The organism is Pseudoalteromonas peptidolytica, assembly GCF_012641745.1.
Classification (GTDB): Bacteria; Pseudomonadota; Gammaproteobacteria; order Enterobacterales; family Alteromonadaceae; genus Pseudoalteromonas; species Pseudoalteromonas peptidolytica.
Genome location: NZ_WEHZ01000006.1, coordinates 36,519 through 59,772 on the forward strand (window position 1 = coordinate 36,519; position 23,254 = coordinate 59,772).

At 40.6% G+C, this 23,254-nt stretch carries 26 protein-coding genes, 4 tRNA genes and 1 pseudogene; 17 read left to right on the plus strand and 14 right to left on the minus strand.

Going from position 1 to position 23,254, the window contains the following annotated elements:
• The first annotated feature begins 89 nt into the window (after window positions 1-89).
• Window positions 90-470, plus strand: a complete 381-nt coding sequence (locus F9Y84_RS05445) for a hypothetical protein (RefSeq protein WP_128731565.1) — start codon at window positions 90-92, stop codon at window positions 468-470.
• Window positions 452-1,444 (plus strand): NAD(P)H-quinone oxidoreductase, encoded by a 993-nt coding sequence (locus F9Y84_RS05450; RefSeq protein ID WP_147389896.1) that lies wholly within the window; start codon window positions 452-454, stop codon window positions 1,442-1,444. Before F9Y84_RS05445 ends, F9Y84_RS05450 begins: the two co-directional genes overlap by 19 nt.
• A gap of 40 nt (window positions 1,445-1,484) precedes the next feature.
• Here the strand turns inward: F9Y84_RS05450 and opgC are convergent, their stop codons facing one another.
• The 5 genes from opgC to F9Y84_RS05475 all read right to left on the minus strand — a co-directional run bounded on the left by opgC (window position 1,485) and on the right by F9Y84_RS05475 (window position 5,376).
• The gene (gene opgC / locus F9Y84_RS05455) at window positions 1,485-2,588 is read right to left on the minus strand and encodes an OpgC domain-containing protein (protein WP_147389895.1); all 1,104 of its coding nucleotides are present in this window, start codon (window positions 2,586-2,588) and stop codon (window positions 1,485-1,487) included.
• 178 nt (window positions 2,589-2,766) lie between these two features.
• Window positions 2,767-2,843, minus strand: a tRNA-Val gene (locus tag F9Y84_RS05460).
• 20 nt (window positions 2,844-2,863) lie between these two features.
• A tRNA-Val gene (locus tag F9Y84_RS05465) sits at window positions 2,864-2,940 on the minus strand.
• 107 nt (window positions 2,941-3,047) lie between these two features.
• The gene (locus tag F9Y84_RS05470) at window positions 3,048-4,043 is read right to left on the minus strand and encodes a DUF3080 family protein (protein WP_147389894.1); all 996 of its coding nucleotides are present in this window, start codon (window positions 4,041-4,043) and stop codon (window positions 3,048-3,050) included.
• A complete protein-coding gene (locus F9Y84_RS05475) occupies window positions 4,018-5,376 on the minus strand; it encodes an MATE family efflux transporter (RefSeq protein ID WP_147389893.1) in 1,359 nt (452 codons plus the stop codon). The genes F9Y84_RS05470 and F9Y84_RS05475 overlap by 26 nt, the downstream gene beginning before the upstream one ends.
• 226 nt (window positions 5,377-5,602) lie before the next feature.
• On the opposite strand from F9Y84_RS05475, the gene F9Y84_RS05480 reads away from it, so the two are divergent.
• On the plus strand, window positions 5,603-6,250 hold the full coding sequence (locus F9Y84_RS05480) for a riboflavin synthase subunit alpha (protein WP_147389892.1): 648 nt from the start codon (window positions 5,603-5,605) through the stop codon (window positions 6,248-6,250).
• A 296-nt stretch (window positions 6,251-6,546) separates the two neighbouring features.
• On the opposite strand, the gene F9Y84_RS05485 is transcribed toward F9Y84_RS05480, so the two are convergent.
• Window positions 6,547-6,750, minus strand: coding sequence for a CPXCG motif-containing cysteine-rich protein (locus F9Y84_RS05485; protein WP_125252704.1), 204 nt, complete (start codon window positions 6,748-6,750; stop codon window positions 6,547-6,549).
• A gap of 70 nt (window positions 6,751-6,820) precedes the next feature.
• Window positions 6,821-7,675 (minus strand): fructosamine kinase family protein, encoded by an 855-nt coding sequence (locus tag F9Y84_RS05490; RefSeq protein WP_147389891.1) that lies wholly within the window; start codon window positions 7,673-7,675, stop codon window positions 6,821-6,823.
• Between the two features lie 125 nt (window positions 7,676-7,800).
• On the opposite strand from F9Y84_RS05490, the gene F9Y84_RS05495 reads away from it, so the two are divergent.
• On the plus strand, window positions 7,801-8,493 hold the full coding sequence (locus tag F9Y84_RS05495; protein WP_147389890.1) for a DUF445 domain-containing protein: 693 nt from the start codon (window positions 7,801-7,803) through the stop codon (window positions 8,491-8,493).
• A 118-nt stretch (window positions 8,494-8,611) separates the two neighbouring features.
• Here F9Y84_RS05495 and F9Y84_RS05500 read toward each other — a convergent pair whose 3' ends face one another.
• A complete protein-coding gene (locus tag F9Y84_RS05500) occupies window positions 8,612-8,956 on the minus strand; it encodes a DUF3718 domain-containing protein (protein WP_128731315.1) in 345 nt (114 codons plus the stop codon).
• A 446-nt stretch (window positions 8,957-9,402) separates the two neighbouring features.
• Between F9Y84_RS05500 and F9Y84_RS05505 the strand changes: the two genes are divergently transcribed.
• Window positions 9,403-10,785 (plus strand): amidohydrolase, encoded by a 1,383-nt coding sequence (locus F9Y84_RS05505; RefSeq protein ID WP_147389906.1) that lies wholly within the window; start codon window positions 9,403-9,405, stop codon window positions 10,783-10,785.
• A 12-nt stretch (window positions 10,786-10,797) separates the two neighbouring features.
• A complete protein-coding gene (locus F9Y84_RS05510) occupies window positions 10,798-12,027 on the plus strand; it encodes an amidohydrolase family protein (protein WP_128731317.1) in 1,230 nt (409 codons plus the stop codon).
• Window positions 12,028-12,169: 142 nt separating this feature from the next.
• On the opposite strand, the pseudogene F9Y84_RS22610 reads toward F9Y84_RS05510, so the two are convergent.
• Window positions 12,170-12,275, minus strand: a pseudogene (locus tag F9Y84_RS22610) (IS30 family transposase); the annotation flags it as partial.
• A gap of 268 nt (window positions 12,276-12,543) precedes the next feature.
• Here F9Y84_RS22610 and F9Y84_RS05515 point away from each other — a divergent pair.
• The 3 genes from F9Y84_RS05515 to F9Y84_RS05525 all read left to right on the plus strand — a co-directional run bounded on the left by F9Y84_RS05515 (window position 12,544) and on the right by F9Y84_RS05525 (window position 14,578).
• A complete protein-coding gene (locus F9Y84_RS05515) occupies window positions 12,544-12,837 on the plus strand; it encodes a hypothetical protein (RefSeq protein ID WP_147389889.1) in 294 nt (97 codons plus the stop codon).
• Window positions 12,838-13,487: 650 nt separating this feature from the next.
• Entirely contained in the window at window positions 13,488-14,189 is a 702-nt protein-coding gene (locus F9Y84_RS05520; protein ID WP_147389888.1) for a hypothetical protein, read from the plus strand.
• Between the two features lie 35 nt (window positions 14,190-14,224).
• Window positions 14,225-14,578 carry a hypothetical protein gene (locus F9Y84_RS05525; RefSeq protein WP_128731320.1) on the plus strand — a complete coding sequence of 118 codons (354 nt, stop codon included), beginning with the start codon at window positions 14,225-14,227 and terminating at the stop codon, window positions 14,576-14,578.
• A gap of 68 nt (window positions 14,579-14,646) precedes the next feature.
• Here F9Y84_RS05525 and F9Y84_RS05530 read toward each other — a convergent pair whose 3' ends face one another.
• From F9Y84_RS05530 to F9Y84_RS05550, 5 genes are read right to left on the minus strand one after another with little or no spacing between them, the layout of a single operon-like run.
• Entirely contained in the window at window positions 14,647-14,976 is a 330-nt protein-coding gene (locus F9Y84_RS05530; protein WP_045989037.1) for a TusE/DsrC/DsvC family sulfur relay protein, read from the minus strand.
• A 5-nt stretch (window positions 14,977-14,981) separates the two neighbouring features.
• A complete protein-coding gene (locus F9Y84_RS05535) occupies window positions 14,982-15,236 on the minus strand; it encodes a DsrH/TusB family sulfur metabolism protein (RefSeq protein WP_128731322.1) in 255 nt (84 codons plus the stop codon).
• Window positions 15,233-15,592: a DsrE family protein gene (locus F9Y84_RS05540; protein WP_147389887.1), complete on the minus strand. Its 360-nt coding sequence runs from the start codon at window positions 15,590-15,592 to the stop codon at window positions 15,233-15,235. The genes F9Y84_RS05535 and F9Y84_RS05540 overlap by 4 nt, the downstream gene beginning before the upstream one ends.
• Window positions 15,589-15,942: a sulfurtransferase complex subunit TusD gene (gene tusD, locus F9Y84_RS05545; RefSeq protein ID WP_128731324.1), complete on the minus strand. Its 354-nt coding sequence runs from the start codon at window positions 15,940-15,942 to the stop codon at window positions 15,589-15,591. Before tusD ends, F9Y84_RS05540 begins: the two co-directional genes overlap by 4 nt.
• Window positions 15,943-15,996: 54 nt before the next feature.
• Window positions 15,997-16,662 (minus strand): Bax inhibitor-1/YccA family protein, encoded by a 666-nt coding sequence (locus F9Y84_RS05550; RefSeq protein WP_128731325.1) that lies wholly within the window; start codon window positions 16,660-16,662, stop codon window positions 15,997-15,999.
• A 295-nt stretch (window positions 16,663-16,957) separates the two neighbouring features.
• On the opposite strand from F9Y84_RS05550, the gene F9Y84_RS05555 reads away from it, so the two are divergent.
• The 8 genes from F9Y84_RS05555 (at window position 16,958) to nhaC (ending at window position 23,180) form a co-directional block, all read left to right on the plus strand.
• Window positions 16,958-17,048: transfer RNA gene (locus F9Y84_RS05555), tRNA-Ser, on the plus strand.
• A 42-nt stretch (window positions 17,049-17,090) separates the two neighbouring features.
• Window positions 17,091-17,181, plus strand: a tRNA-Ser gene (locus F9Y84_RS05560).
• A gap of 181 nt (window positions 17,182-17,362) precedes the next feature.
• Window positions 17,363-17,740, plus strand: coding sequence for a hypothetical protein (locus F9Y84_RS05565; RefSeq protein ID WP_128731326.1), 378 nt, complete (start codon window positions 17,363-17,365; stop codon window positions 17,738-17,740).
• A 121-nt stretch (window positions 17,741-17,861) separates the two neighbouring features.
• Window positions 17,862-18,320 carry a GAF domain-containing protein gene (locus tag F9Y84_RS05570; protein ID WP_125252716.1) on the plus strand — a complete coding sequence of 153 codons (459 nt, stop codon included), beginning with the start codon at window positions 17,862-17,864 and terminating at the stop codon, window positions 18,318-18,320.
• A complete protein-coding gene (locus F9Y84_RS05575; RefSeq protein ID WP_125252717.1) occupies window positions 18,320-18,598 on the plus strand; it encodes a hypothetical protein in 279 nt (92 codons plus the stop codon). The genes F9Y84_RS05570 and F9Y84_RS05575 overlap by 1 nt, the downstream gene beginning before the upstream one ends.
• A 15-nt stretch (window positions 18,599-18,613) precedes the next feature.
• Window positions 18,614-19,264, plus strand: coding sequence for an RNA chaperone ProQ (proQ, locus tag F9Y84_RS05580; RefSeq protein ID WP_128731327.1), 651 nt, complete (start codon window positions 18,614-18,616; stop codon window positions 19,262-19,264).
• Between the two features lie 10 nt (window positions 19,265-19,274).
• On the plus strand, window positions 19,275-21,305 hold the full coding sequence (gene prc, locus F9Y84_RS05585; RefSeq protein WP_128731328.1) for a carboxy terminal-processing peptidase: 2,031 nt from the start codon (window positions 19,275-19,277) through the stop codon (window positions 21,303-21,305).
• 411 nt (window positions 21,306-21,716) lie between these two features.
• Window positions 21,717-23,180 (plus strand): Na+/H+ antiporter NhaC, encoded by a 1,464-nt coding sequence (nhaC, locus tag F9Y84_RS05590; RefSeq protein WP_128731329.1) that lies wholly within the window; start codon window positions 21,717-21,719, stop codon window positions 23,178-23,180.
• The last annotated feature ends 74 nt before the right edge of the window (window positions 23,181-23,254 follow it).

Genomic DNA, 23,254 nt, shown 5'->3' on the forward strand with positions numbered 1-23,254 from the left:
TTCACTTGAATAGTTCAGTTGAGATTATCTCAACTGAACTGAACAGTCTATTGTGTAAAACTATACAAAACATCAACCAAGGAAATTTAATGAAATTAGTTATACTCATGGTTAGTACTGCTGCCTTATCAAACCCATTACTTGGGACGTGGGAATTTGTCGAAGGGGAATATGCAACGCCAAATGGCCGTATCACCGCAAAAGCTCCCGAATTAACATCGACCAAACTTATCACAGAAACTCATCATAGTTATATCACTCAAAGTCGAGGCGAGTTTAAGTATGCGGGGGGTGGTAGCTATAAGCTAGAAGGCGATCAATTTATTGAAACGTACGAGTATGGGAATATTCCTTCTTTACTAGGAAGAACTATGTCATTCAACTATAAAGTTGATGGGAAACTGTGGCATCATGAGCTTTATGAAGATGGTAAGTTTGTTGAAAGGGAAGTATGGAAAAAAGTCGATTAATCCCAGCTAAGATGCGTTACATTTGTCACGCATCTTCCAAATTTCAAAATAAGTACACAGATACACCAGTTCCCATGGGCACTCAAGTTTTAATCAAAGTACATGCTTTTGGTGTTAATCGTGCCGATATTCTTGAACGTCAAGGTAAATATCCGCCACCTCAAGGGGATAGCGAAATATTAGGCTTGGAGGCGTCAGGTGTTGTAGTTAAAGTTGCTGATCGGGCATTTGAACACTTGTTGGGGAAAGATGTCTTTTGTTTAACCTCAGGTGGTGCTTATGCAGAATATGTGGTTGCGGAGGCCGCTTTACTTATCCCTGTCCCCTCAGGTATGTGTCATAGCTATAGTGCAGGACTCGCTGAGATATACCTGACGGCATTTGATGCGCTAATAAGAGTAGGTCAATTAAAAGCAGATGATGTGCTGCTTTGCCATGGTGGAGCATCTGGAGTTGGCAGTGCAGCCATTCGGATCGCCAAACATATTGGTGCTACAGTGGTAACTACCCAAAGCAGTGAAGAGAAAGCCCAGTATGCTATCTCCTTAGGTGCAGATCATACGATTAACTATTCTGAGTCTGACTTTGCTGAAGAAATGAAAAAACGTAATTTAAAGGCAAACGTAATACTAGACCCCGTAGCTGGTGATTATCTTAAAGCCAACCTAAAAGTTGCTGCAATGGACTGCCGTTGTGTCTTATTGGCAATGCTGGGTGGAAGATACGCAGAGCTAGACTTCGCAAAAGTGTTAGCAAAGAGATTTAACCTACACGGTAGCACACTTCGAAACCGTTCAATCGCATACAAAACAGAATTAGTTGCCAGTTTTACCTCCATGTTTAGCAGTCGACTTGCAGAGCCTGAGATGCAGATCCCGATATACAAAACTCTACACTGGGATGATATTGAACAAGCACATGAGCTTTTAGAGCAAAATCTGAATCGAGGTAAAGTCGTTGTAAGAGTATGCTAATACCAATCAGCTTTTATCGTATAGCCAAAGTGTGGGTTAGTTAACTTGGTAACCGATACCACTGAATAAATTGGTTTCTTAGGTTGCTTGCCTGCCATATTTGGTCCATCTTGGCGGGTAGAGCAAGTAGCGCCAGAAAAAATAAGCAAGTGAGCAGATCCCAATACCAATATGCTAATGTATATGGCTGGCTGAAAGGCTGTAAAAAGTAAATAACAATGGTATGAAAACTAAAGACGGGTAGGGCATGTTGCCCTAAAAAAACTGGATATTTCAACGTAAAGACAAAAGGGACACTACGCATTAACAACATAAAGAGATAGATGACAAGCAATAAGTTGAATTGGTATACGAGCGAAGCGCTACCGCTACCATAGACGTACGGCTGCATTAACTCAGGAGCCGTGTGTTTAATGACGACTATAGTTCCGAGCAACGAAAGTAGAAAAACTTTAATGCCCAAGGGAAAGCTAAACTTTATATTCTTATCATATTTTAAGTAGCTAAGGAGGACACCCATATAAAAATAAATTTGCCATGAAAAGGGGTTAAAGTAGCTAACATTCGTTGATACATCTAAACCTAATAGCTCAAGCAACGGTGTAAACCACTGCATAGTTACAAATTGAGACATCAACCAAATAAAGACGGTGATGGCTGCAACCCTAGTCGCATTCCCTCGTTTGATGGCTCTAATAGCAAAAGGAAGTAAGATCATAGGGACTAAATACAATACTAGAATATCGTGGTAGCCCGGTTGCTCTAACAATAGCAAGGCTAAAAAATAGCTCTGCGTGGGGCTGACAAACCAGTTCGCTGCGTTAAAAAATCCTGACCATTGTGATACGTATATCGGAAATATTCCGACTAACGTAAAGGTTAACGTGATAGCTAATATATGAAAGCTATAGATAGTCCAACAACGCCGCCAAATTTTAGTCTTGAGTTTAGCGCTGTCTTCGCTGTATCGTGAGTAAACCAAGTAAGCAATAAAGCCTGACAAGAAAACAAATCCTTCGGCTGCAGACACAAGTCCTAATGGTGCTCGGGTGATCTGTGGAATGAAATTACCATATAAATGATTACAGGTAATAATGATAAGAAGCCAACCCCTTAACCCATCATACACTGTATACCTATCCATTTATTTTTCTTTCCTTGAAGTGCCTAGCGATGTTATATCGACTTCTTAATTAAAAAATTGGTATTACTTTGTTCCTTTTTTAAAAATATTGCTAATGAAATATTCTAATAGACATATATTTTACAAAAATTTGTATGGAGATAAGGAAGGATTTGATATATTGAGACTTTTTGAGTTTTGGTACAACCGAGTGGATTCGAACCACCGACCCCTACCATGTCAAGGTAGTGCTCTAACCAACTGAGCTACGGTTGTACAATTTTTTGAGGTGTTTTTGGTACGACCGAGTGGATTCGAACCACCGACCCCCACCATGTCAAGGTGGTGCTCTAACCAACTGAGCTACGGTCGTACTGACGTTTATCAGGGGAATCCCTGTCAACGCGTTGTAATATATAGTGACTGAGCGGTTGGATCAAGCGCCTTTCCTAATTTTTTGATTGTTTGCCTTTTTTTTGTTCATGATGGTGTTATTTCACACAGTTTATAAAAGTTTTGCCACCAAATGACGTGCGCTTTAGCAGAAGCTTTGAGTTCGTCTAAATGCGATTGCAGCATGAGTGGATCAGAAATGCCATGTTTTTCAAACACTACCTGAATAGGTTGCCAGTCTCGGATGAGCTGCTGTGTTATTGATGTTAACATTGCTTGATATGGCTGTATATCGTTCAGGTAGTACTTAGAGAAAACATTACTAATAATCTGTGCCTGTTTTCTGTTACTCCCTTTGCGACACACGCCTTCTTCTAGCTTGAGATTTTTCATTTGTAAAGTGGCAGCGGTATTGAACTGTGTTTGTTTACGTAAACTGGTCAAAAGTGACGATATAAATCGGTGAGATAATATTTTTAATGCAGGAGTTATGGTGGTTGCTGCAATCTGATCGGGATCATTTATATTGACAGCCACATCAGCGAGTATATTAACAGCCGCTAATGTGTCGCCCATTAGTGCAGTTGGTTCTGGTGGGATCTCTAAGGTAGTTAATAACCCAAGGCTTGCGAGCTCTTTTTCATTAGTCATCATATGTAGAAAAAACAAAGGCAGTTGCGTTCGCTTTTCTGCCAGAGCTTGGATCAAGATTTGGCTGAGTTCTTTTTTGGTTTTGGGATGAGTAATGCAGTCGGGAGCATGCTGAAGGAACTCAATGGTATACTTTAATCGCTCACTCGGATAACTTACTTTCCCTAATTGGTTGTTCTGAGCTGCAATTAAGTTCGTTATTTTACAATGCCCAGTTTGGGCAATATCTAAAACAGAAATGCTCAGCTCGCTTTGCGGCTGAGATACTGTTTGTATGTCAATGTTATGAAGTGGTTGAGGCTTAACCACTTCAATATCACTGGCTGAAGCAAGTCTACTTTGATAATCTGCAAACGTATCCGACGGCTGCTTTGAGCAAGCAGTCACAAGTAATATGATAATTAGACTAAGTATTTGCTTTGCTAATTTCAAAACTCACCCTCTTATTCACGCATGTCACCAGCAACACCGCTGCGGTACTCAACCCGATTATGATACCAATCCAAAACCCTTGTGGCCCCATCGCTGTTGTTATCCAGTCTGTCTTTGCCAATATGTACCCCAGAGAAAATCCAATTAACCAATAAGATATAAATGTTACCCACGATATTGGCTTGGTGTATTTTAATCCCCTTAACACGCCGTTTGCAGAGACTTGTAACGCGTCTGGTAATTGATACAAACAGGCTAAAACCATAATACTGGTCGCAAGTGCAGCAACTTCCTCATTTTTCGTATATAGCCACACAATACTATCTCTACTTATATACGTCACCACCGCGACAAATAGTGCAATTAAGATTGCCAAAGTAAAGGCTGTTTTTATTGCAACTCGAAGGTTGGCTGTTGCCCCTTGTCCAGTTAAATTTCCAATACGTATAGCGATAGCCATAGATAAACTAAGAGGCATCATGAACAACATGGTGGTTACACTTGCTGCAATCTGATGACCGGAGACAGCTATTGAGCCTAAATCCGCAATAAATAAAGGAATACAAGCGAACAGCGTGACCTCAAAAAACGTTGCTAGGGCAATGGGAAAGCCAAGTGCGGCAATATACTTCATGACCGATAGACTTGGCTTGGAAAACCCAGTAATCAGAGCCTTACCTGGAATATGTTTACTTTTTAGGCTGTAAAGCCACTGTACGATTGCCATAGACCACAGCACAATTGTGGTGGCTAAACCACACCCAGCGCTACCGAGGGCTGGCGCGCCAAATTTTCCGTAAATAAAGATGTAGTTCGCAATGATGTTGATACCAAGCCCCACGACACTGATATAGAATGCGGGTTTGGTCTGTCCTACACCTTCTGTTACGTTGCGATAAACTGTGAATACTAAAAAGCCTAAGAGTCCCCATTTAACAAAATCGATGTAACCTTGTGCGAGACCTTGCACGTTGTCACTAGCACCGATGTTGCTAAAAACAACTGGCGTATAATTAGCAATTAAGATCCCGATAGAAAACAGCCCTAAAGATAAATACATACTTTGCTGAAAAAACTGTTTTATGCCAGCTTGGTCATTAGCACCATGACAGTGTGCCACTATGCTCGTTAATGCCAGCAAAATACCTTGCAAACTGAATATTAAAGGGTTCCAAACACCCGTCGCTATGGAAAGAGCGGCGAGGTCTTCAGCGCTTACCTGGCCTGCCATCATAGTATCTACAACGGTCATGAGTACTAAAGTTACTTGTGCAAGAAAAACGGGGATAGCCAACTGTAACAAACGTCTAGCTTCCCAAGTTGAGAAATTCATGATGCGGTACTGCTTGAGGAATAAAACGTTATTTTATTTTAGCAAAAGACATATAGCAAAACTTTGCGGTTTAATACATGCGGTTGATATCAGAAGGCTTAATTGCTTTCTAGTCTGGGCTGCGATCCAAGTTAAACTAACTGGAGGTAAAATATCATGTGGATATTGAGTACACCTTTTCAGTTGATTTAGTTACAATCCAGTTTCTGAAATCATGAGGGTAGATATGTTTACTGGAATTGTTCAAACCAAAGCGACAGTTGTATCAGCCAAACGAGAAGCAAACCTAGTCAGGCTAGTGGTGTCTGTTGGCAGCAAGTATTTAGATAAACTCACATTAGGTGCAAGTATTGCGATTAATGGATGTTGCCTCACCGTAGTGCACTTTGAACGATTAGACAATGATGTGGTCGGTCAGGTTAGCTTCGATGTGATTGATGAAACGTTAACGTTAACAAACCTAGGCAATATTACGCGAGGAGAGCAGGTTAATTTCGAGCGCTCAATGACATTTGGCACAGAGCTTGGCGGACATATTATCTCAGGGCACATTCAAACTTCTGGTCATATTAGCGTGATTAAACGCAGTGCTGGCAATGTAAAAATGCACATTGCTCTACCGCAAGCATGGCTAAAATATGTTATGTATAAAGGCTTTATTGCAGTAAATGGGGCGAGCCTTACAGTAGGGGAAGTGGACAAACATGGCTTTTGGCTTCACCTAATACCAGAAACATTGGCGCTAACCAATTTAGGTACTTGTAGTGAGAATGATACTGTTAATATTGAGGTCGACCAGCAAACCTACACGATAATAAATACCGTAGAAAATTACATGAAAAAGCAGTCCTTGCTGGAGCATGTTAGCGATTAAATGGTGTCGTGGGTGTTTCGCTTTTTTGACTTTTGCTGACGATACGAAACCAACTAGGCTTTATACTTGCTCAATATCAAGGAATGAATCTGACGCGGATTGCGATAAACATTTATTTAACCAGAAGTTTGGAGAAGGAGTGCTCTACCTCTTTACTGTCAGGGCACAACTTGCTTTACCTTCTTATCTAGCCCGAGAGTTTTAGGGAAAGCTTTATTGTCGACAAGACTTTCTCGCTTCAAAACAGAAATCTTAAGCAAGCGAGTCCGTATCTTTGAGCCTACACTTTAAGTTACTCAGAATATTTGCTCATCGTCGCTATCAACTCTTAACTCAAGTTTGTTATGCAAATGATCGAGATGCATATTTAGATGTATTGGGCTACAGCATGCTGCGCAGTCCTCATAGTAGTCTTGATCACCTTCACTGGTATCTAGGCTAACGAAAATATGGTGCCCGCAGTGCGGGCATTCGATACGTTGCTGGTATAGATTTTTCATTGGCCCCCCACAAATATTGGCCAAGATGTACTCCAACTAATTATAGTTCATTATGACGAAAATATGGCAATTACTTGAGTATTGCATTTACCTGCTCTGCGGCATCCCGTAGGTATTTGCCAGCAAATAGGTTAGCTTGAACTAACAGTGGGTATAGCCTATAAATTGCTAACCTTTGCGACGCATTGTCAGCAAGTGGGTAGATTGAACTATAACCTTGATAAAATGCCTCTGGGAGTGGGGCAAATAAAGAAGCCGTAGCGATATCGATCTCCCTATCCCCATAATAGCAAGCCGGTGAAAACAACACTGGCTTGCGCTCACTGAAACCAATATTGCCATGCCAAAAGTTACCATGAACCAATGAGGGCGCGACATGATGTGGCAATAACGGTTTGAGGTGCTCTACAAACGTATCTATATCGGTCAATACAACGCCTTTTTCAGCGAGTAATTGAAGCTGCCAGCCGATTCTTTCCTCGGCGAAAAATACTTCCCATTTTTTGTGCCACTGATTTGGTTGAGGTAGCTCATGGATATAGTTATCTTCTTCCAGTCCATACATCTCTTGCTCGTGACGTTGATGCAGCTTTGCTAGGTTTTCACCGCATTCAAGCCAATTTTCGTTACGATGATCAAGTTCTAGCCACTCTAATACCAAAAAGCAAAATTCTACACTGGTACCGAGGGTAATGGTGTCTGCGATTAAAAAGTCCGAATCGCGAATGAGCTTCTCTCTGTTGTTTACTTCACACTCAAAACGCTCAAGCGCTTGTATGGGAGCCACCTTCACCAGAAATTGATGATGCTGGTTAGAAATTTTGTATAGCTTTTTAGAGCCATAGCTTTTAAGTGTCTGTTTTGAAGACAGTTCAAATGTTTCATGAAGAGATTCAGAGATTTGTTGGTTGACCTTGTTCCACATAAGTAAGATCCAACAGAGCCACTTACTTTAAAATATGGTTGAAATTCTCAAGATCACAAATACTTGAGGCTTTTTTATAAAAAAAATAGAATATCGGTCAAGCGATTTTATCCAAAGGAAGTACATTGAATAAAAATATCATTACCAATTTGACTGCGGCGGTCATCACAGTATGCGGCCTAGTGTGGCAGCAGGATGTGGTGTTTTCAATAGGGCTATTTGCGTTATCAGGAGCGATGACAAATTGGTTGGCGATACATATGTTATTCGAAAAGGTACCATTCCTATACGGATCGGGGATTATCACGATAAAGTTTGAGTCGTTTAAAGCATCTATTCGAGAACTTATTTTGAGTGAGTTTTTCAGCAAAGAAAAGTTAGAAAAATTTTTAAGTAATGAACATCCCAAATTCGATTTAACTCCAATAGCGAACAAAGTTGACCTAAACCCTGCATTCGACAGATTACTCAACGTGATAGAGGCCTCTCAATTTGGTGCAATGTTACAGATGTTCGGTGGTACAGAAGCCGTCCAGCCACTGAGGGAACCATTTATTGAGAAAATGCGCGTCGCTATTATTGAGCTTGGTGAACAACCCGAGTTTGACGCTGCTGTTAGCGAAGCCTTGAGTGCTGGACTAATGGGAGATGACATTCACAAGACGATTGAAACGGCAGTAGATGAACGACTGAACGAACTGACTCCTAAGATGGTGAAGGAGATTATACAAAATATGATTAAAACACACTTAGGCTGGCTCGTAGTTTGGGGTGGTGTTTTCGGTGGATCGTTTGGTTTACTAACAGCGTTAGTTTGACCTATTCAATGGGTTAATGCTCAAGTCATCGCAGTTTTCTGGGGATAATGATAAAGGCGTAGTCAGGGTATCTACGCCTTGGATACTAATTGCTAACTTAGGGTCGCCGGCTTAGTGATTACCTTGAGCCGGAGACATGTATGGTTTTGTCAGAGATTTTTGCAATGTCTTTGATGCTCGTTTTTACATTTTCATCAGCACCTAAATACTTTGCTACAGTATTGAAGCCATAGGTGGCTGCAAATTCGCCGACAGGAAGATCGTTACAGTGTAGCTTGTCTTCAATGATACGCTTATCTAAACGGCTACTTTTTAGTGTGTTATGTAGATGTAGCTTGTTGTCTTTAACGACAGACATACATACTTTGGTGGCGACCGAGTCGTCTGCGGGACTGAAATTAGCAGCTGATGCGCTTGCGGCAGCAAAAAGTGAAGTAAGACATACTAAATTGAACAGTTTCATGATTAGCTCCTTGGCTATCTCTTGGACACCTAGTTAGTATTGCCAAAGATCCTCGTGAATGCTGTAAATCAAGTAATTCGGAATGTAATAGAGTATTACAAGTGTGTATTTGTTTTTTACTTCCCTGTTTTAAAAGGTATTTTTTTATCCACTCCGTCATATTTGGAAAAGTTTTTTTATCAAAATAAAAATATTTACATTTAATTAATGCGGCATCTCACAAAAGCATGCGATTTTTTAACCAATGGACGGAAATATGTCAAAACGTGTCAATACTGACGTTAATTTACATTCCAGATCAATGGTTAGATTTTGTCTCTCCCGAATGTCAAAACATACGTTATAATAAGGGGCGTTCGTCGTAATTACTTGTCACTAAAGCGCATAATTGCGTAAATTAGTGGTGTACAAGTTAAAGTCACAAAAAAACAATAGAGATGACAAAAATGGTTAAATATACTCCCTCCATAGTTGTAGCTGGTATTGCCGCTGCGCTGATGGGTTGTCAGGACAACGGCCCTCAGAAAGAAAAAGTAACAATAGAAAAAAATCCCTATCCGAGCACGTATAAAGCAGTACCTTCACGATCCACTTTAATTACTAATGCAACTGTGTTAACGGGGACTGGTGATAAGATTGAGCAAGGTGATGTGTTTATTGTTGACGGGAAAATCCAACAAGTTGGCAAAGATTTGTCCGTCACAGCTGATACCACAATAGATGCACAAGGTAAGTGGGTCACGCCCGGCATTATTGACGTGCATTCACATCTTGGTGCTTACCCTAGCCCCAGTGTAGAGTCACACAGTGATGGTAACGAGATAGTTAACCCAAATACCTCACAAGTTTGGGTCGAACATTCTGTTTGGCCTCAGGATCCCGGGTTTAACCGAGCTCGGGAAGGGGGGATTACTACATTACAGATCTTACCAGGCTCAGCCAATTTATTTGGGGGTAGAGGGGTTACATTGAAAAATGTGCCAGCACCAACAATGCAAGCGATGAAGTTTCCAGATGCACCTTACGGCCTCAAAATGGCATGTGGTGAAAACCCTAAGCGTGTATATGGATCAAAGGGCGTCGCACCGTATACTCGTATGGGTAATATGGCTGGCTATCGAGAAGCGTGGATTGAAGCCGGTGAATACAAGCGCGCTTGGGAACAATATGAAGCAGAATATGCTGCTGGCTTGAATCCAGATGCACCGAAACGTGATATCAAACTTGATACCTTACGTGGAGTGTTAGACGGCGAGATTTTAATTCATAACCATTGTTATAAAGCTGAAGAAATGGCCATGATGATCGACTTGTCAAAAGAGTTTGGTTATCACGCAGGGACATTCCATCACGGTATTGAAGCATATAAAGTTGCTGATCTTTTGGCTGAAAATGGTAACTGTGCGGCACTTTGGCCAGATTGGTGGGGCTTCAAAATGGAAGCGTACGATATGGTTCAGGAGAATGTTGCTATTGTTGATGCAGTGAAGAACTCTTGTGCAGTGGTTCACTCAGATTCAGGTACAACTATCCAGCGCCTAAATCATGAAGCATCAAAAGTGATGAATACAGCTAATCAGTCAGGCTTCAATATTAGTGAGCAACATGCTATCAAATGGATCACTGCCAATGCAGCAAAATCTCTTGGGATCCAAGACAAAACTGGATCGCTTGAGCTGGGTAAGCAGGCCGATGTGGTGATCTGGAACACGAATCCTTTTAGTGTTTATTCTCAAGCAGAGCAGGTATTTATAGATGGTGGCAAAGTTTATGACCGCAACGATGAAAAATACCAAGCAGTTAGTGACTTTATGTTAGGTCAAAAGTAAGGAGTTGATGAGATGAAAACCATGAAATTAGCCATGATCACTAGCGCTTTACTTGCTCATTCGGCTGCATTTGCAGAAGTCACTGCAATTACAAATGCTACTCTACACACCGCGACGGCTGAAGGGGTGATTGAGGGGGCCACGCTACTAATTGAAAACGGTAAAATAAAAGCGATTAATCCAAATAACATAAATGCTGATGTGACGATTGACGCCAGTGGTAAAATTATCACGCCAGGGTTTATCGGCTCCATGAACCAACTAGGTTTGGTTGAGGTGGGGGCAGTCGCAGCCTCTCGGGACGCCGGTGATGACGCAGCTGGTATAGACTTTGATGCAAGTACTGCATTTAACCCTCGTAGTAGCTTGATCGCGTACGCAAGAAAGGGTGGTGTTACACAAAACTTAGTTACGCCTTGGGGTGGCAAAAGTGAATTCGCAGGGCTTGGCTTTGTGGTTGATTTATCGGGTACGTTTGATAGCGTAACTGATAGGCAAAGCGCTTTAGTTATTCACTTGGGTGCCAAAAGCGAAGGGTCTCGTGCAAAGTCATTAGATAATGTCGTCAAAAAACTTGCGTCGCACCAAGAAAAGCAAAATAAAAAGGATGATAAAGACAAAGCTAAACCAACCGCTGAAGAGCAGGTGTTAACTCAAGTGTTAGCGGGCGAAATGCCAGTTATTGCTTCGGTATCACGAGCTTCAGATATATTAGAAGTGATTAAAGTTAAGGAGCAGTTTGGCCTTGATCTAATCATTAAAGGTGCTAATGATGCTGTATTAGTCGCTGACGAGTTAGCTAAAGCTAACGTGCCAGTTATCCTCAGTGCGGTGTCAAATTTACCCTCTAGTTTTGATTCTATGCACGCAAGCCTTGATAATGCTGGAAAGCTAGAAAAAGCCGGGGTGAAAGTTATTTTGTCCATTGGTGGTGATGGAAGTCACAATGTTTACCAGCTGCGTTTTGATGCAGGTATTGCTGTAGCAAATGGTATGAGCCATGCTGGCGCATTAAAGGCAATTACTGCAAATCCAGCGGCTGCGCTTGGTATTGATGGTGGTGTAATAGAAGTTGGCAAGCGCGCAGATATTGTGATGTGGAGCGCAGATCCTTTTGAATTTAGCACTACAATTGATAAGATCTGGATCAATGGCGAGGAAGTGTCTACCGAGTCACGCCACGATAAACTAAGAGACAGATATACGACAGATTCTGATATGCCAAGAGCGTATACGAAGTAATATAGTTAAGAATAGCTTAAAAAGCCTAAAATCGTCTAAGGTTTTAGGCTTTTTAAATTATAAATAGCTTTGTATAGCGTTGCTATTTTTCAAACAGGTTATGTACTCGTGAATTCAAGCCCGAAGCGTACTTCTCGTTAAATTAGGCTGCTTTGCGTAATTCATCGAAATATCACGGCTGATTGCCTAAGCCCTAGGAATTTTCTCGGCCTCGCATTTAGCGCCTGTTCTATGTGCGCAATTTGCTTAAACTTCCCCCAGTTTGCGCACTTTTTCATTAGCCCGAAAAGCAACTATATAGGCGCCTGTTTCTTTTTTTCACTAGTATATAGCGAAGTTTAGGTTGAGATTAATCAGGCACCGTCACACTGAGTTGAAATCTCTATCTTAATTATATTGTTGTTTAAAATATAATAATCTAAAATATTTAAAATTCTCTTTTTATTAATGTTGATTTTGGTTGTTTTTTAAACTATCCTTGATTTGGTTTTAAAGTAAATATTTAAGGATAAATATATGAAAAGAACATTTGGAATAAATGATTTTATAATCTACTTTGCTTTTGCCTTAGTCTTCAGCTGTAATGCTCAGGCTAATTCTGAACTAAACACTGATCTTAAACATAATATGACAGCCTGCCATGGATGTAGCGAAAGCTATAGTCAATCTGCCGCTAAAAACGCATGGGAACCTGGGGAAAGTGGCACTATTTTCGTATTTAATTACCCAGCAAGAACACTTAAAAAGTATTATGTATATTATGAGTGGATCCAAGTTGACCCTACCCTGCGAGTCCCAAAAAAAGAGTGAGAGCTGAAGTATTATCATCTAGAGAAAGAGAGTATGGGCAAAATATTGTTCAAGTCTTTAATGATTTTAAAGAGCGCTCATTAACCTATGAAGTTAACCGAGGCTCTCTCCATACTGATATAGTTGTTAGCTCAAGTCCCTATGGTAACAACGCTTATGACTTTGTTCGGAGTTCACAAATGCGAGATGAATTATTTGATACGCACTTTCGGCTTGGATATAATAGAGTTTCAACCTTAGTAAATAGGATTACTTCTGCTCTTAACATAAAAAGATTTGCGATCTTTTCAGAGAAATTTGATTTTAATATAATTTTTCCAGATGGCTCATACGTAAAAGTTGAACCTAACCTACATAGACAAACCTATAACATAGTTGAAGTTAAAGATGGAGACGGCAACACCATCCCTGTCACGCCCCCCAATACACCACAGTATTATCAGCATAGGCAATGGGCTCGTTATGAAAATTTCAAAGAGTATATGTCAGAGCTAGGCCTAAGAATGCGACAAGCTGAATTGTCTCGTTCTTGCCCGAGAATAAAGACGAGTTGCACTATTTCCTCTGACAATAGTCGGATGACCTGCTTAGCGTCTTGTAGTTAGTCAGTGACTTTGTAACTCATTAATATTATATAAAAAGGAATAATTATGAATATTAACTTTAAGATCTCATTTGTATTTATCTTGTTTTTCAGTTTTATTTGCCATTCAAGCACAGAGAAAATGAGTAGTAATCAATTTAGATTATTAGGTGGTTGCCATGGATGCCAAGATATTGAGGCTAGAAGTGTTGCAATAGAAATATTAGGCATAGGCAATAATGGCATTGTTTTTATTTATGATTTTGTAAATAGAAACTTGAGCAAGGTCGAAATTTATCATGATAAAGCGAGTGTTGAGGGTGAGCAAGTTTACATACCGCAATACAGAGTACTTTCATTAACTGAAAAAGAGTCAATGGCGCTTGAACCACTAGAATCATTATTTCTGGAAAGCTTGAATTATGGTAGCTATTTGAGCGAATCACCCTACTTGATAGCAGCTCATCAGGTTGAAGGGGATTGGAGCAAGGATAATGCAAATGACTTTATCTTAACATCGGCGATGAGAAGTAGCTTAAATAAGGAAATTATTGTTAATCTAAAAAGTCGTATCAAGCCTTTGCTAATTTCAATTAGAGATATTTTGGATATGGATACCAATGAACTTGTAGATTTAAAGCTCCTTCATAAATTAGTGTTTACCGATGGAAGTTATGTGCTTGCGGTTGAAAGTGAGCAAAGTGACGGCGAGGATTTTAAAGTACTTAATGCTTACGATAGCCAGCATAACGTGTTGGAAACGTACTAAGAGAACTGATTCCAAATGCTTAATTAGGAGCCAATATGAAAAAATATCTTTTAGGGCTATTATTAATATTTCTCTCATTAGTGAGCTTTATAGCATACTGTGGTTTTCAAGCTAAATATAATGTCTTAACCAGCTGTCATATGTGCTCCGATTTAAAAAAACAAAGTGAAGCAATTAGAGCGCATACGGGGCAATTAGGAGAAAAGGTTTATGTCTATGACTATAGCTCACGAAGCTTGTCAAAATATCAAATAGCATCTAAGTTGGTATTGACGGACAATGGCGTTGTGGATATTGATTATGCAGTGCCTGAACCATTGTCTATAGATGAACGGTTGGCTCAAGTAATGATTGATAAAGTTTTTGATGGGGTAATTGCTTCAAACTAATTTTAACTTATTATGATTAAATATGAAGCTTATGGAGTAATAAGCTTCATATTTTTTATCAAGTATTATCAAATACATTTGGCGGGTTTTGGCAATCCGGCTATTTTTGTTGCTTGTTTGGCTGGGCCTTTTGGAAATAGCTTATATAAATAGATGCTATTACCTTTATCTTCGCCTAGTGCCTTAGCCATTGCCTTTACCAGCATGCGGATCGCGGGGCTGGTATTGTATTCGAGATAAAAATTTCTTACAAATTCAATGACTTCCCAATGAGCATCTGAAAGCTCAATATTTTCTTCTGCGGCTAGAAGGGGTGCTAAATCTTTAGTCCATTGAGTATGATCTAGCAAATAGCCTTGTTTATCTGTCTCGATAGTTTGGTTGTTAAATTCTAGCATGATGATTACCAAGTAATTGAATTGTTCATCGTAATGGTCAGCTCAACCCAATCTTTGTCAGAAATAAGCTTTACTCCGGCTTCTGGGACAATACCTCTGGCACTGGCGCAAGTTTGCAGCATCACCACATTTGCATCCCCAGCTGAGATACGCGTTTGCCCAAAGCAGCCATCATTACATAATAAAATTGTGTCGTGATGGGATACAAACTGCAGCTGATTGCATGCTTCGATACTAGAAATAATATGTAGCGTACTCATAGTGTCACCACAAAGTCATGTTGTTTGATTAACGCAAGGATTTCATGTTGATTTTTGATTTCAGTAGCAACAGCAAGGGAGTGTGCCGATACGTTAAACTCCTCCATCGCTGACTGACAGGCATAAACCCGCTCGACATCATAAATTTCCAGAGTTTTTAATTGCTTAAACATGTCTTTTAAACTCAGTAGTGGAGCATTAAGGGCTTTCTGGAGCGATAGCACAGCAGAACCGGTAAAAAGCCAACTTACTTGTTGATCAATCGCTGCATAGATTAGTGCGACATCGAGCGCTTCTTTCAGACTATTTTGGTCAAATGGACTGGTTTGAGAAATAATTAACACGTTTTTACTCATTTAAACTGCATCCACTTATCAGACTTACTCGAGATCATGGCAAACTCCGCAAGGCCAGCAACGGTGAAAGGGCTAACGTCTTCGATGTTAACGCCGCGCTTTTCCGCAGCGGTGACACACAGCAACAGGGGGATCCCTTTATCTTTGATGCGTTGCCAAAGTGCGTTTAGTTGCAATTCATCGGAAGCGTGTATGATATTTTGACTGGCGTGATAAACACCATCTTGGTATAGAAAGATACACGCGATTTGATGGTCACTTTTAATAGCGGCATCGACATACCGTTCTAGTAAAGTTAACTTTGATTGTGCAGCTACGCCAAAGTGCACTGATATGGCTATTTGACTCAAATTTTACTCATAAAAAAGCCCCGTAATGGGGCTTATTTTATCAGAAATTCTGAGTTAGTCATCCGACGCACCTAAAAGGGCAAGGATACTGGTAAATAAGTTATAAATACTTAAATACAAGCTCACAGTTGCAAGCACGTAGTTCGTCTCGCCGCCGTTGATAATTCGGCTTGTATCATAAAGGATAAAGCCAGACATTAATAAAACAACTGCCGCGTTAATTGCCATAAACGCGATGCTCGATCCAATGAACAAGTTTACTAGGCTTGAGATAATAACCACGATTAAACCAACCGTTAAAAAGCCACCCATAAACGAGAAGTCTTTTTTGGTTGTTAGTGCATAAGCGGATAAACCAAAGAAAATGAGCGCGGTCGTACCAAGCGCTTGTGCGATTAGCATACCACCGTTTGGTAATGCTGCGTAATGGTTGAGCATCGGACCTAAACCAAAACCCAGAATACCGGTGAACAAGAAGACCAAACCTATCGCGGATGAAGAATTTGCCTTTTTACCTATTACGAATAACAAGCCAAAAGCCACAAGTGAACATACAATCCCCGTAATTGGCGGAAGTGCCATTGTCATAGAAATTGCAGCGGTTACGGCGCTAAATGCCAATGTCATAGCCAATAGGAAGTAAGTGTTTTTCAACACTTTATTGGTTTCCATTGTCGACATTAACGGTTTTGCAGTGTTGTATGAATGATTGAATGCCATGATTCAAGCTCCTTAGTAAAACATGCTGTCCCAAAAATAACTCGGACAAGAGTATCAATAGTTATATGTTGGGGCAATGGTTTCTAGATCAATATCGCTGTTAATGTGATTGTATATATCATAGTTTCCTTTTAGCTTAAGACATTGAATATTGTGATAAGTTCGCAGAAACACAGTAAACAGCTTAATTTTGATTGCTAATTATCCGAAAGGGGCGAAATTTACGCAAACAGTCAAAAAATTTAAAAAAAAGCTTCACAAGCGCAGGGGGATTCTCTATTATTCGCACCGCTGCGGAGAGATGGCTGAGTGGTTGAAAGCACCGGTCTTGAAAACCGGCATACGTTAATAGCGTATCTAGGGTTCAAATCCCTATCTCTCCGCCACTTATTTTTGATTTATGCCACAGTGTGTAAATTTTAGGTTTTGGAGAGATGGCTGAGTGGTTGAAAGCACCGGTCTTGAAAACCGGCATACGTTAATAGCGTATCTAGGGTTCAAATCCCTATCTCTCCGCCACATTTCAAGCCCTCGAATTCGAGGGCTTTTTTGTTTCTAGTATCAAGTTTTTCCGCGCTATATTTTCAGCCGTATATACTCGATTAAAATCCCTATTAGACCAAAGTCTGCTAGTGCAGGGTCTTGGCTTGTACAATACTCTATCATGTTGAATAAATAATATGTGTAGAGAGTGTTGAATATGAAACAAGTTGGCAAAGGGGTAGGGTTTTCTTTATTGTCCCCATTGATCGTGGGCAGTGTACTTGGTATCTACTACAGCTTTACACTCGGTCGCAGTGAGATGTTCTTTAACTTACTACTTAGTGCAATTTCGAATGCTTATATCGTTGGTCTTGCCATGTGCCTATTCGTTGTCCCTGGATATATCCTCATGTTTAAGTACAACAAGGTGCAATATAGCGGTTTGCTAACATTGGGTTTACTTGGTGGTGCGCTATTCAGCTATCTTTTTTCCACACAATCGGGAGTGGGTTTTATTGTTAACGCCTTAATGTCAATGCTAGCAGCAGGGCTTTTCTTGTTTGGTTTGCGGGCACGCAATCATAAAACTGAGTGATAATTGACCGAGTAGCGTAGCTTTTACAGATAATTAATACTTTTTCAGTCGAAAAGGTTTTAATTATTTCTCCGAAAGAGTACCTTTAGCTTTTGTCGTTCAATTCGTGAATTTGATGGTAATGCAAAAGCAAGATTTTTATCAAACTTTAGTGAAACAAGCTCAGGGCTTGATCAGTGGTGAGCATAACATGGTTGCCAATATGGCTAACTTGAGTGCGCTTTTATTTACAACCCTTGAGGATATCAACTGGGCTGGGTTTTATCTTATGGACAGTGCAGATGAACTTGTACTTGGACCATTTCAAGGTAATCCAGCTTGTATCCGTATACCCGTAGGAAAAGGGGTGTGCGGAACTGCTGCGGCAAGCTGCGAAACGCAGCTGGTTGAAGATGTTCACGCATTTTCGGGTCACATTGCATGCGACGCGGCATCAAATTCAGAAATCGTCATCCCTGTCTTCAAAGATAATAAAGTGATAGCTGTGCTAGACATCGACAGTCCTAGTCTGGCAAGATTTGATGAGCAAGACAAAAAAGGCTTAGAAGCATTTGTTAAAGTTTTTGAGGAAACACTTTAATGAAGGATATGCTTCAGGTACAAGATTATTTGTTTTCCTATGCCGATGTTGGTGATTGGGAAGGCGAAGAAGAGGTGGTTGCAGAGCGCTTAAATGAGCTTATTCATCACGCCTGGGATTTACTCCCTGAAGATTTAGATTGCGATACAATTGATAATCTCATCGAAGGCATTTGGGAACATCTTCGCGGTGATTTGGCACTTCTTGAAGCAGATATAGAAGAGCTAACTGACTGGGTAACACACTATATAAACTCGTCGCTCGATGAGCAGATGTAATTAATAGGTTTAAAAATGGAAACCACAAACAAGCTAAAAGACATAAATGAAGTATTAGACTTCTTATTTTCCGAATTTCCTAAGTGCTTTAAGCAAAAGGAAGGGATCAAACCACTTAAAGTAGGTATTTTTAAAGATATCGCAGAGCGTATTGAAGGGTCTGACAAAGTCAGTAAAACTCAGGTACGTCAAGCGCTTCGTAAATACACATCTAATTGGCGCTATTTAGAAGCTGTCACTAAAAATGAGTTCCGTATTGACCTTGATGGTAATCAAGCTGAAAAGGTTGAGCAGGAACATGTGGAGCATGCGGAAAAGGCACTTGCTGAGAGCCGCGCTAAAATGGCTAAACGCAAAAAGCCACAGCGTCCAAACAATCGTGATGGCGAAACAAAATCTTACAAAAAGAAACCACATGGAAGGGATCGTCAAGACCAAAAACGCCCTAAAATGAATAATAAACCTGCTGAAGTTAAACCTAAGCGCAGTGGTAAAGTTGAACCTTTACCAGCAGAACAGGTCAAGGTTAATAACAAAGTAAAAGTCAAGCTTGGTCAAGCGCTTGTTAATGCTACTATCACTGAAGTTAAAAATGACGAAGTGCACGTAGAGCTTGTAACAGGAATGCAAGTTAAGACCAAAGCAGACAGCCTATTTATCCAATAAGGAGTTGTATATGAGTAAAAAGTTACCACTCATTTCCCTAGTCGCAGCGTTCGTATCGAGTGTTTCTTTAGCCTCGACAAGCACAGTCACCATTAAAGACTTGCCGGTTCTTAAACCTGAAGCGCAGCATACAACGGCTAGTAAGCGAGTGACCAACTTATTTACTCGACAACACTATAAACGCTTCAGCTTTAATGATGCGTTGTCTGATAAGATATTCGACCGCTATGTAGAAGCAATCGACTTTAATAAATCCTTGCTGTTGCAGTCGGATATCGAAAGCTTTCAGCAATACAGAAAGCGCTTTGACGACGCATTGATTTCAGGCAAACTCGAGTTTGCCTATGACATGTTCAATTTGAGTATGAAGCGACGTTTTGAACGTTATGATTTTGCAATAGGTCTCCTCGAAAAAGAAATGGACTTTGAGAAAAAAGACGAGTTCATCTTTGATAGAGAAGACGATAACTACGCAAATTCAATGGTTGAGCTTGATGAGTATTGGCGCCAGCGTGTTAAATCAGATGCGCTGAGATTGAAACTGACTGGTAAAAACTGGGAAGAAATTAAAGAAATACTCACCAAGCGATACAAAAATGCACAAAAGCGCTTGGCCCAAACTAACAGTGAAGATGCGTTTCAAGTCATTATGAACGCTTTTGCACGTAGCATCGAAGCACATACCTCTTACCTGTCCCCTCGAAGAGCCGAGCAATTTAAGATGGACATGGATCTTGAGCTTGAAGGCATCGGGGCGGTGTTGAGTTATGATGAAGACTATACAGTTATCCGTAGCTTAGTGCCTGGTGGGCCTGCAGATAAAACTGAAAAGCTGAAGCCAGAAGATAAAATTATCGGTGTCGCGCAAGGTGAAAAAGAATTTGTAGATGTGATTGGCTGGCGGTTAGATGACGTTGTCGATCTCATTAAAGGACCAAAAGGCACTACAGTACGTTTACAGTACTTGAAAGGAGCTGATAGCCACGGTACACCAAAAGTGGTTGAGATTGTCCGAGACAAAGTAAAACTTGAAGACCGCGCTGTAAAGTCAGAGGTATTTGAAGCTAAGTACTCTGATCTGCAGAGCAAAATTGGAGTTATTGAAATTCCAAGTTTTTACAACAACCTTTCTCAAGATGTAAAAACTGAACTTGCCAAATTAAAAGAAGCAGAAGTTGACGGTGTGATCGTCGATTTACGACAAAATGGTGGTGGTTCTTTGTATGAGGCGACACAGCTATCAGGTCTCTTTATCGACCAAGGTCCTGTTGTTCAGATCCACACAGCATATAATCGAGTTGAAAGCCAACAAGATAGAGATGGCATTACATTTTACGATGGTCCCTTAACTGTACTTGTTGATCGTTATAGCGCATCAGCATCTGAAATTTTCGCCGCTGCGATGCAAGATTATGGCCGTGCCGTTGTGATTGGTGAGCAAACCTTTGGTAAGGGTACGGTTCAGCAACATCGTGGGCTGGGTAAGAATTACGATTTATTTGAAAATCCTTTGGGAAGCGTAACTTATACCATTGCTAAGTTTTATCGTATTGATGGTGGTAGTACGCAGCACAAAGGCGTGATTCCAGACATTTTATTGCCTTCAGCTGTCAACCCTGAAGATTGGGGGGAAAGTCAGGAAGATAACGCATTACCTTGGGATAGCATCGTTAGGGCCAAATACTCAAGTTTGGATAATTTATCTTCTATGATCCAATATTTAAGTAAGCGCCATGACGAGCGAGTTCAAAAAGAGCCTGAGTTCACTTATGTCTATCAAGATATTGAACAATACAAGGCACGTAAAGACGATAAATCTATATCTTTGGTTGAAGCCGAGCGAATTAAAGAGCGTGAAGAGCGAGATGCACTCGTACTGAAACGTACAAATGAGCGCTTGAAACGACTTGGTTTGGAACCCGTCGAAGATTTAGACGATGCACCTGAAGTCATATCTGAGCTAGATCCCTATCTAGAAGAGGCAGCACTGATCACACAAGATCTCATATCGTATGGTCGAATAGCCAAACAAGGTTCGTAACTGATAAAAGGCGCTTCAAGCGCCTTTTATCTTTGTATCATCCTATCTAACCTTAGCTGCTGATAATTGATGCTATATTGGTGCGCAGTTACCTTAGCGAGAGCAGGACGTGGAAGGGAGTCCCCTAAAACTTTCTGTCTAGACAAGGAGAAAACTAAGTTGTGTCCTAGCAACAATGAGTTAGAACATTCCTTATCTAAACCTCAGGTTAATTAGTGAAATTGGTATTACTTTTATTTTACAATCTTTGCTATGATCTGCGAAATTTTTTGGGCTAATACTTTTTTGAGGCTTTTTGAATGTTAAATGTGGTTTGTCCACATCGTACAAGGATATTCAAAACGGCTCAAAACGGTATACTACAAATAAAATAATTATAAGCATGAGTCGTCGTGCATAGGAGTATTCCTTTTGAAACAACAAAAACAGCCGTCATTTGTCGACGCGCTTATCCCGATTACGCTGCTTGTCACTTTACTGGGGGCCGCCGTATATCTGTATGGTGATAGTTCTTCGTCGGGTCCTAACCAAATAGCATTGTTATTTGCTACTTTCACAGCTGCATTAATTGGCTTGAAAAATGGCTACACTTGGAAAACTTTGGAAGAAGCGATGATCAAGGGGATCACGATTTCCCTTGGTGCAATTATCATTCTGTTGATGGTTGGTGCCTTAATCGGCACGTGGTTACTATCCGGAACTGTTCCGACGTTAATCTATTACGGTTTGCAGGTTATTAATCCAAGCTGGTTCTATGCCGCGAGCTGCTTGATCTGTGGTGTGGTCGCGATGAGTATCGGTAGCTCATGGACAACGGCTGCCACTATTGGTGTTGCACTGCTTGGTGTTGCGACAGGTTTAGGGCTAGACCAGGTGGTCACGGCGGGCGCTGTTATATCCGGAGCATACTTTGGTGACAAACTTAGCCCGTTATCTGAGACGACTAATCTCGCTCCAGCAGTAGCTGGAAGCGATTTGTTTGATCATATTCAACATATGCTGTGGACGACAGTCCCAAGCTTTGTCATCGCACTTATTATTTTTATCTTTATGGGCTTCAACGCTGAGGTAAATAGCGAGGCCGGACGCATAGATGAGATCGTTTCTATATTACAAAGCAACTTTAATATAAATATTTTCATGCTAGTTCCACTATTAGTGCTTCTGGGACTTGCGATTAGAAAAATGCCCGCCTTTCCCGCTATTTCGATTGGCGCTGTGATCGGTGCTGTTTGGGCTGTTTTGTTTCAAGGAGAGTTAATTGCGAGTCAAATTGATCGCAGCCAAGGTGAATTAGTTGGCTATATTAAACTCGTATGGGCAACCTTTTTTGATGGTTTTGCCCTACAAACTGGCGATGCAAAAATGGATGATTTGCTCAGCGGTGGTGGAATGTCCTCAATGCTTACCACAACTTGGTTAGTGATGACTGCACTGATGTTTGGCGCGATAATGGAAAAAACGGGTCTTTTAGATGTATTTGTACGCAGTATTTTAAAAATAGCGAAGAGTACGGGCTCACTTATTGCGTCAACAATAGCTACCTGTGTTGGCACAAACTTGGTTGCTGCCGATCAATACATAGCGATAGTTGTTCCAGGACGAATGTTCAAAGAAGAATATAAAAAGCGAGGCTTAAAAAGTGTCAATCTTTCTCGTACGTTAGAGGATGGCGGTACCATTACCAGTCCACTTATTCCATGGAATACCTGTGGTGCCTACATGCAGAGCGTACTTCTGATCAATCCATTTGATTATGCCATGTATGCGTTTTTTAATTTGATTAACCCATTATTAGCGGTTATCTATGCGTATCTTGGTATTAAAATTTTGAAAATTACGCCACCAGAGATGAAGGTTGAAGGATCAAAGTAAGTGCTGAGATTTGAAAAGAAGCTACAAGGTTACTGATGACAATCGACGGTAGCTCAGATCCAAAAGCGAAAATC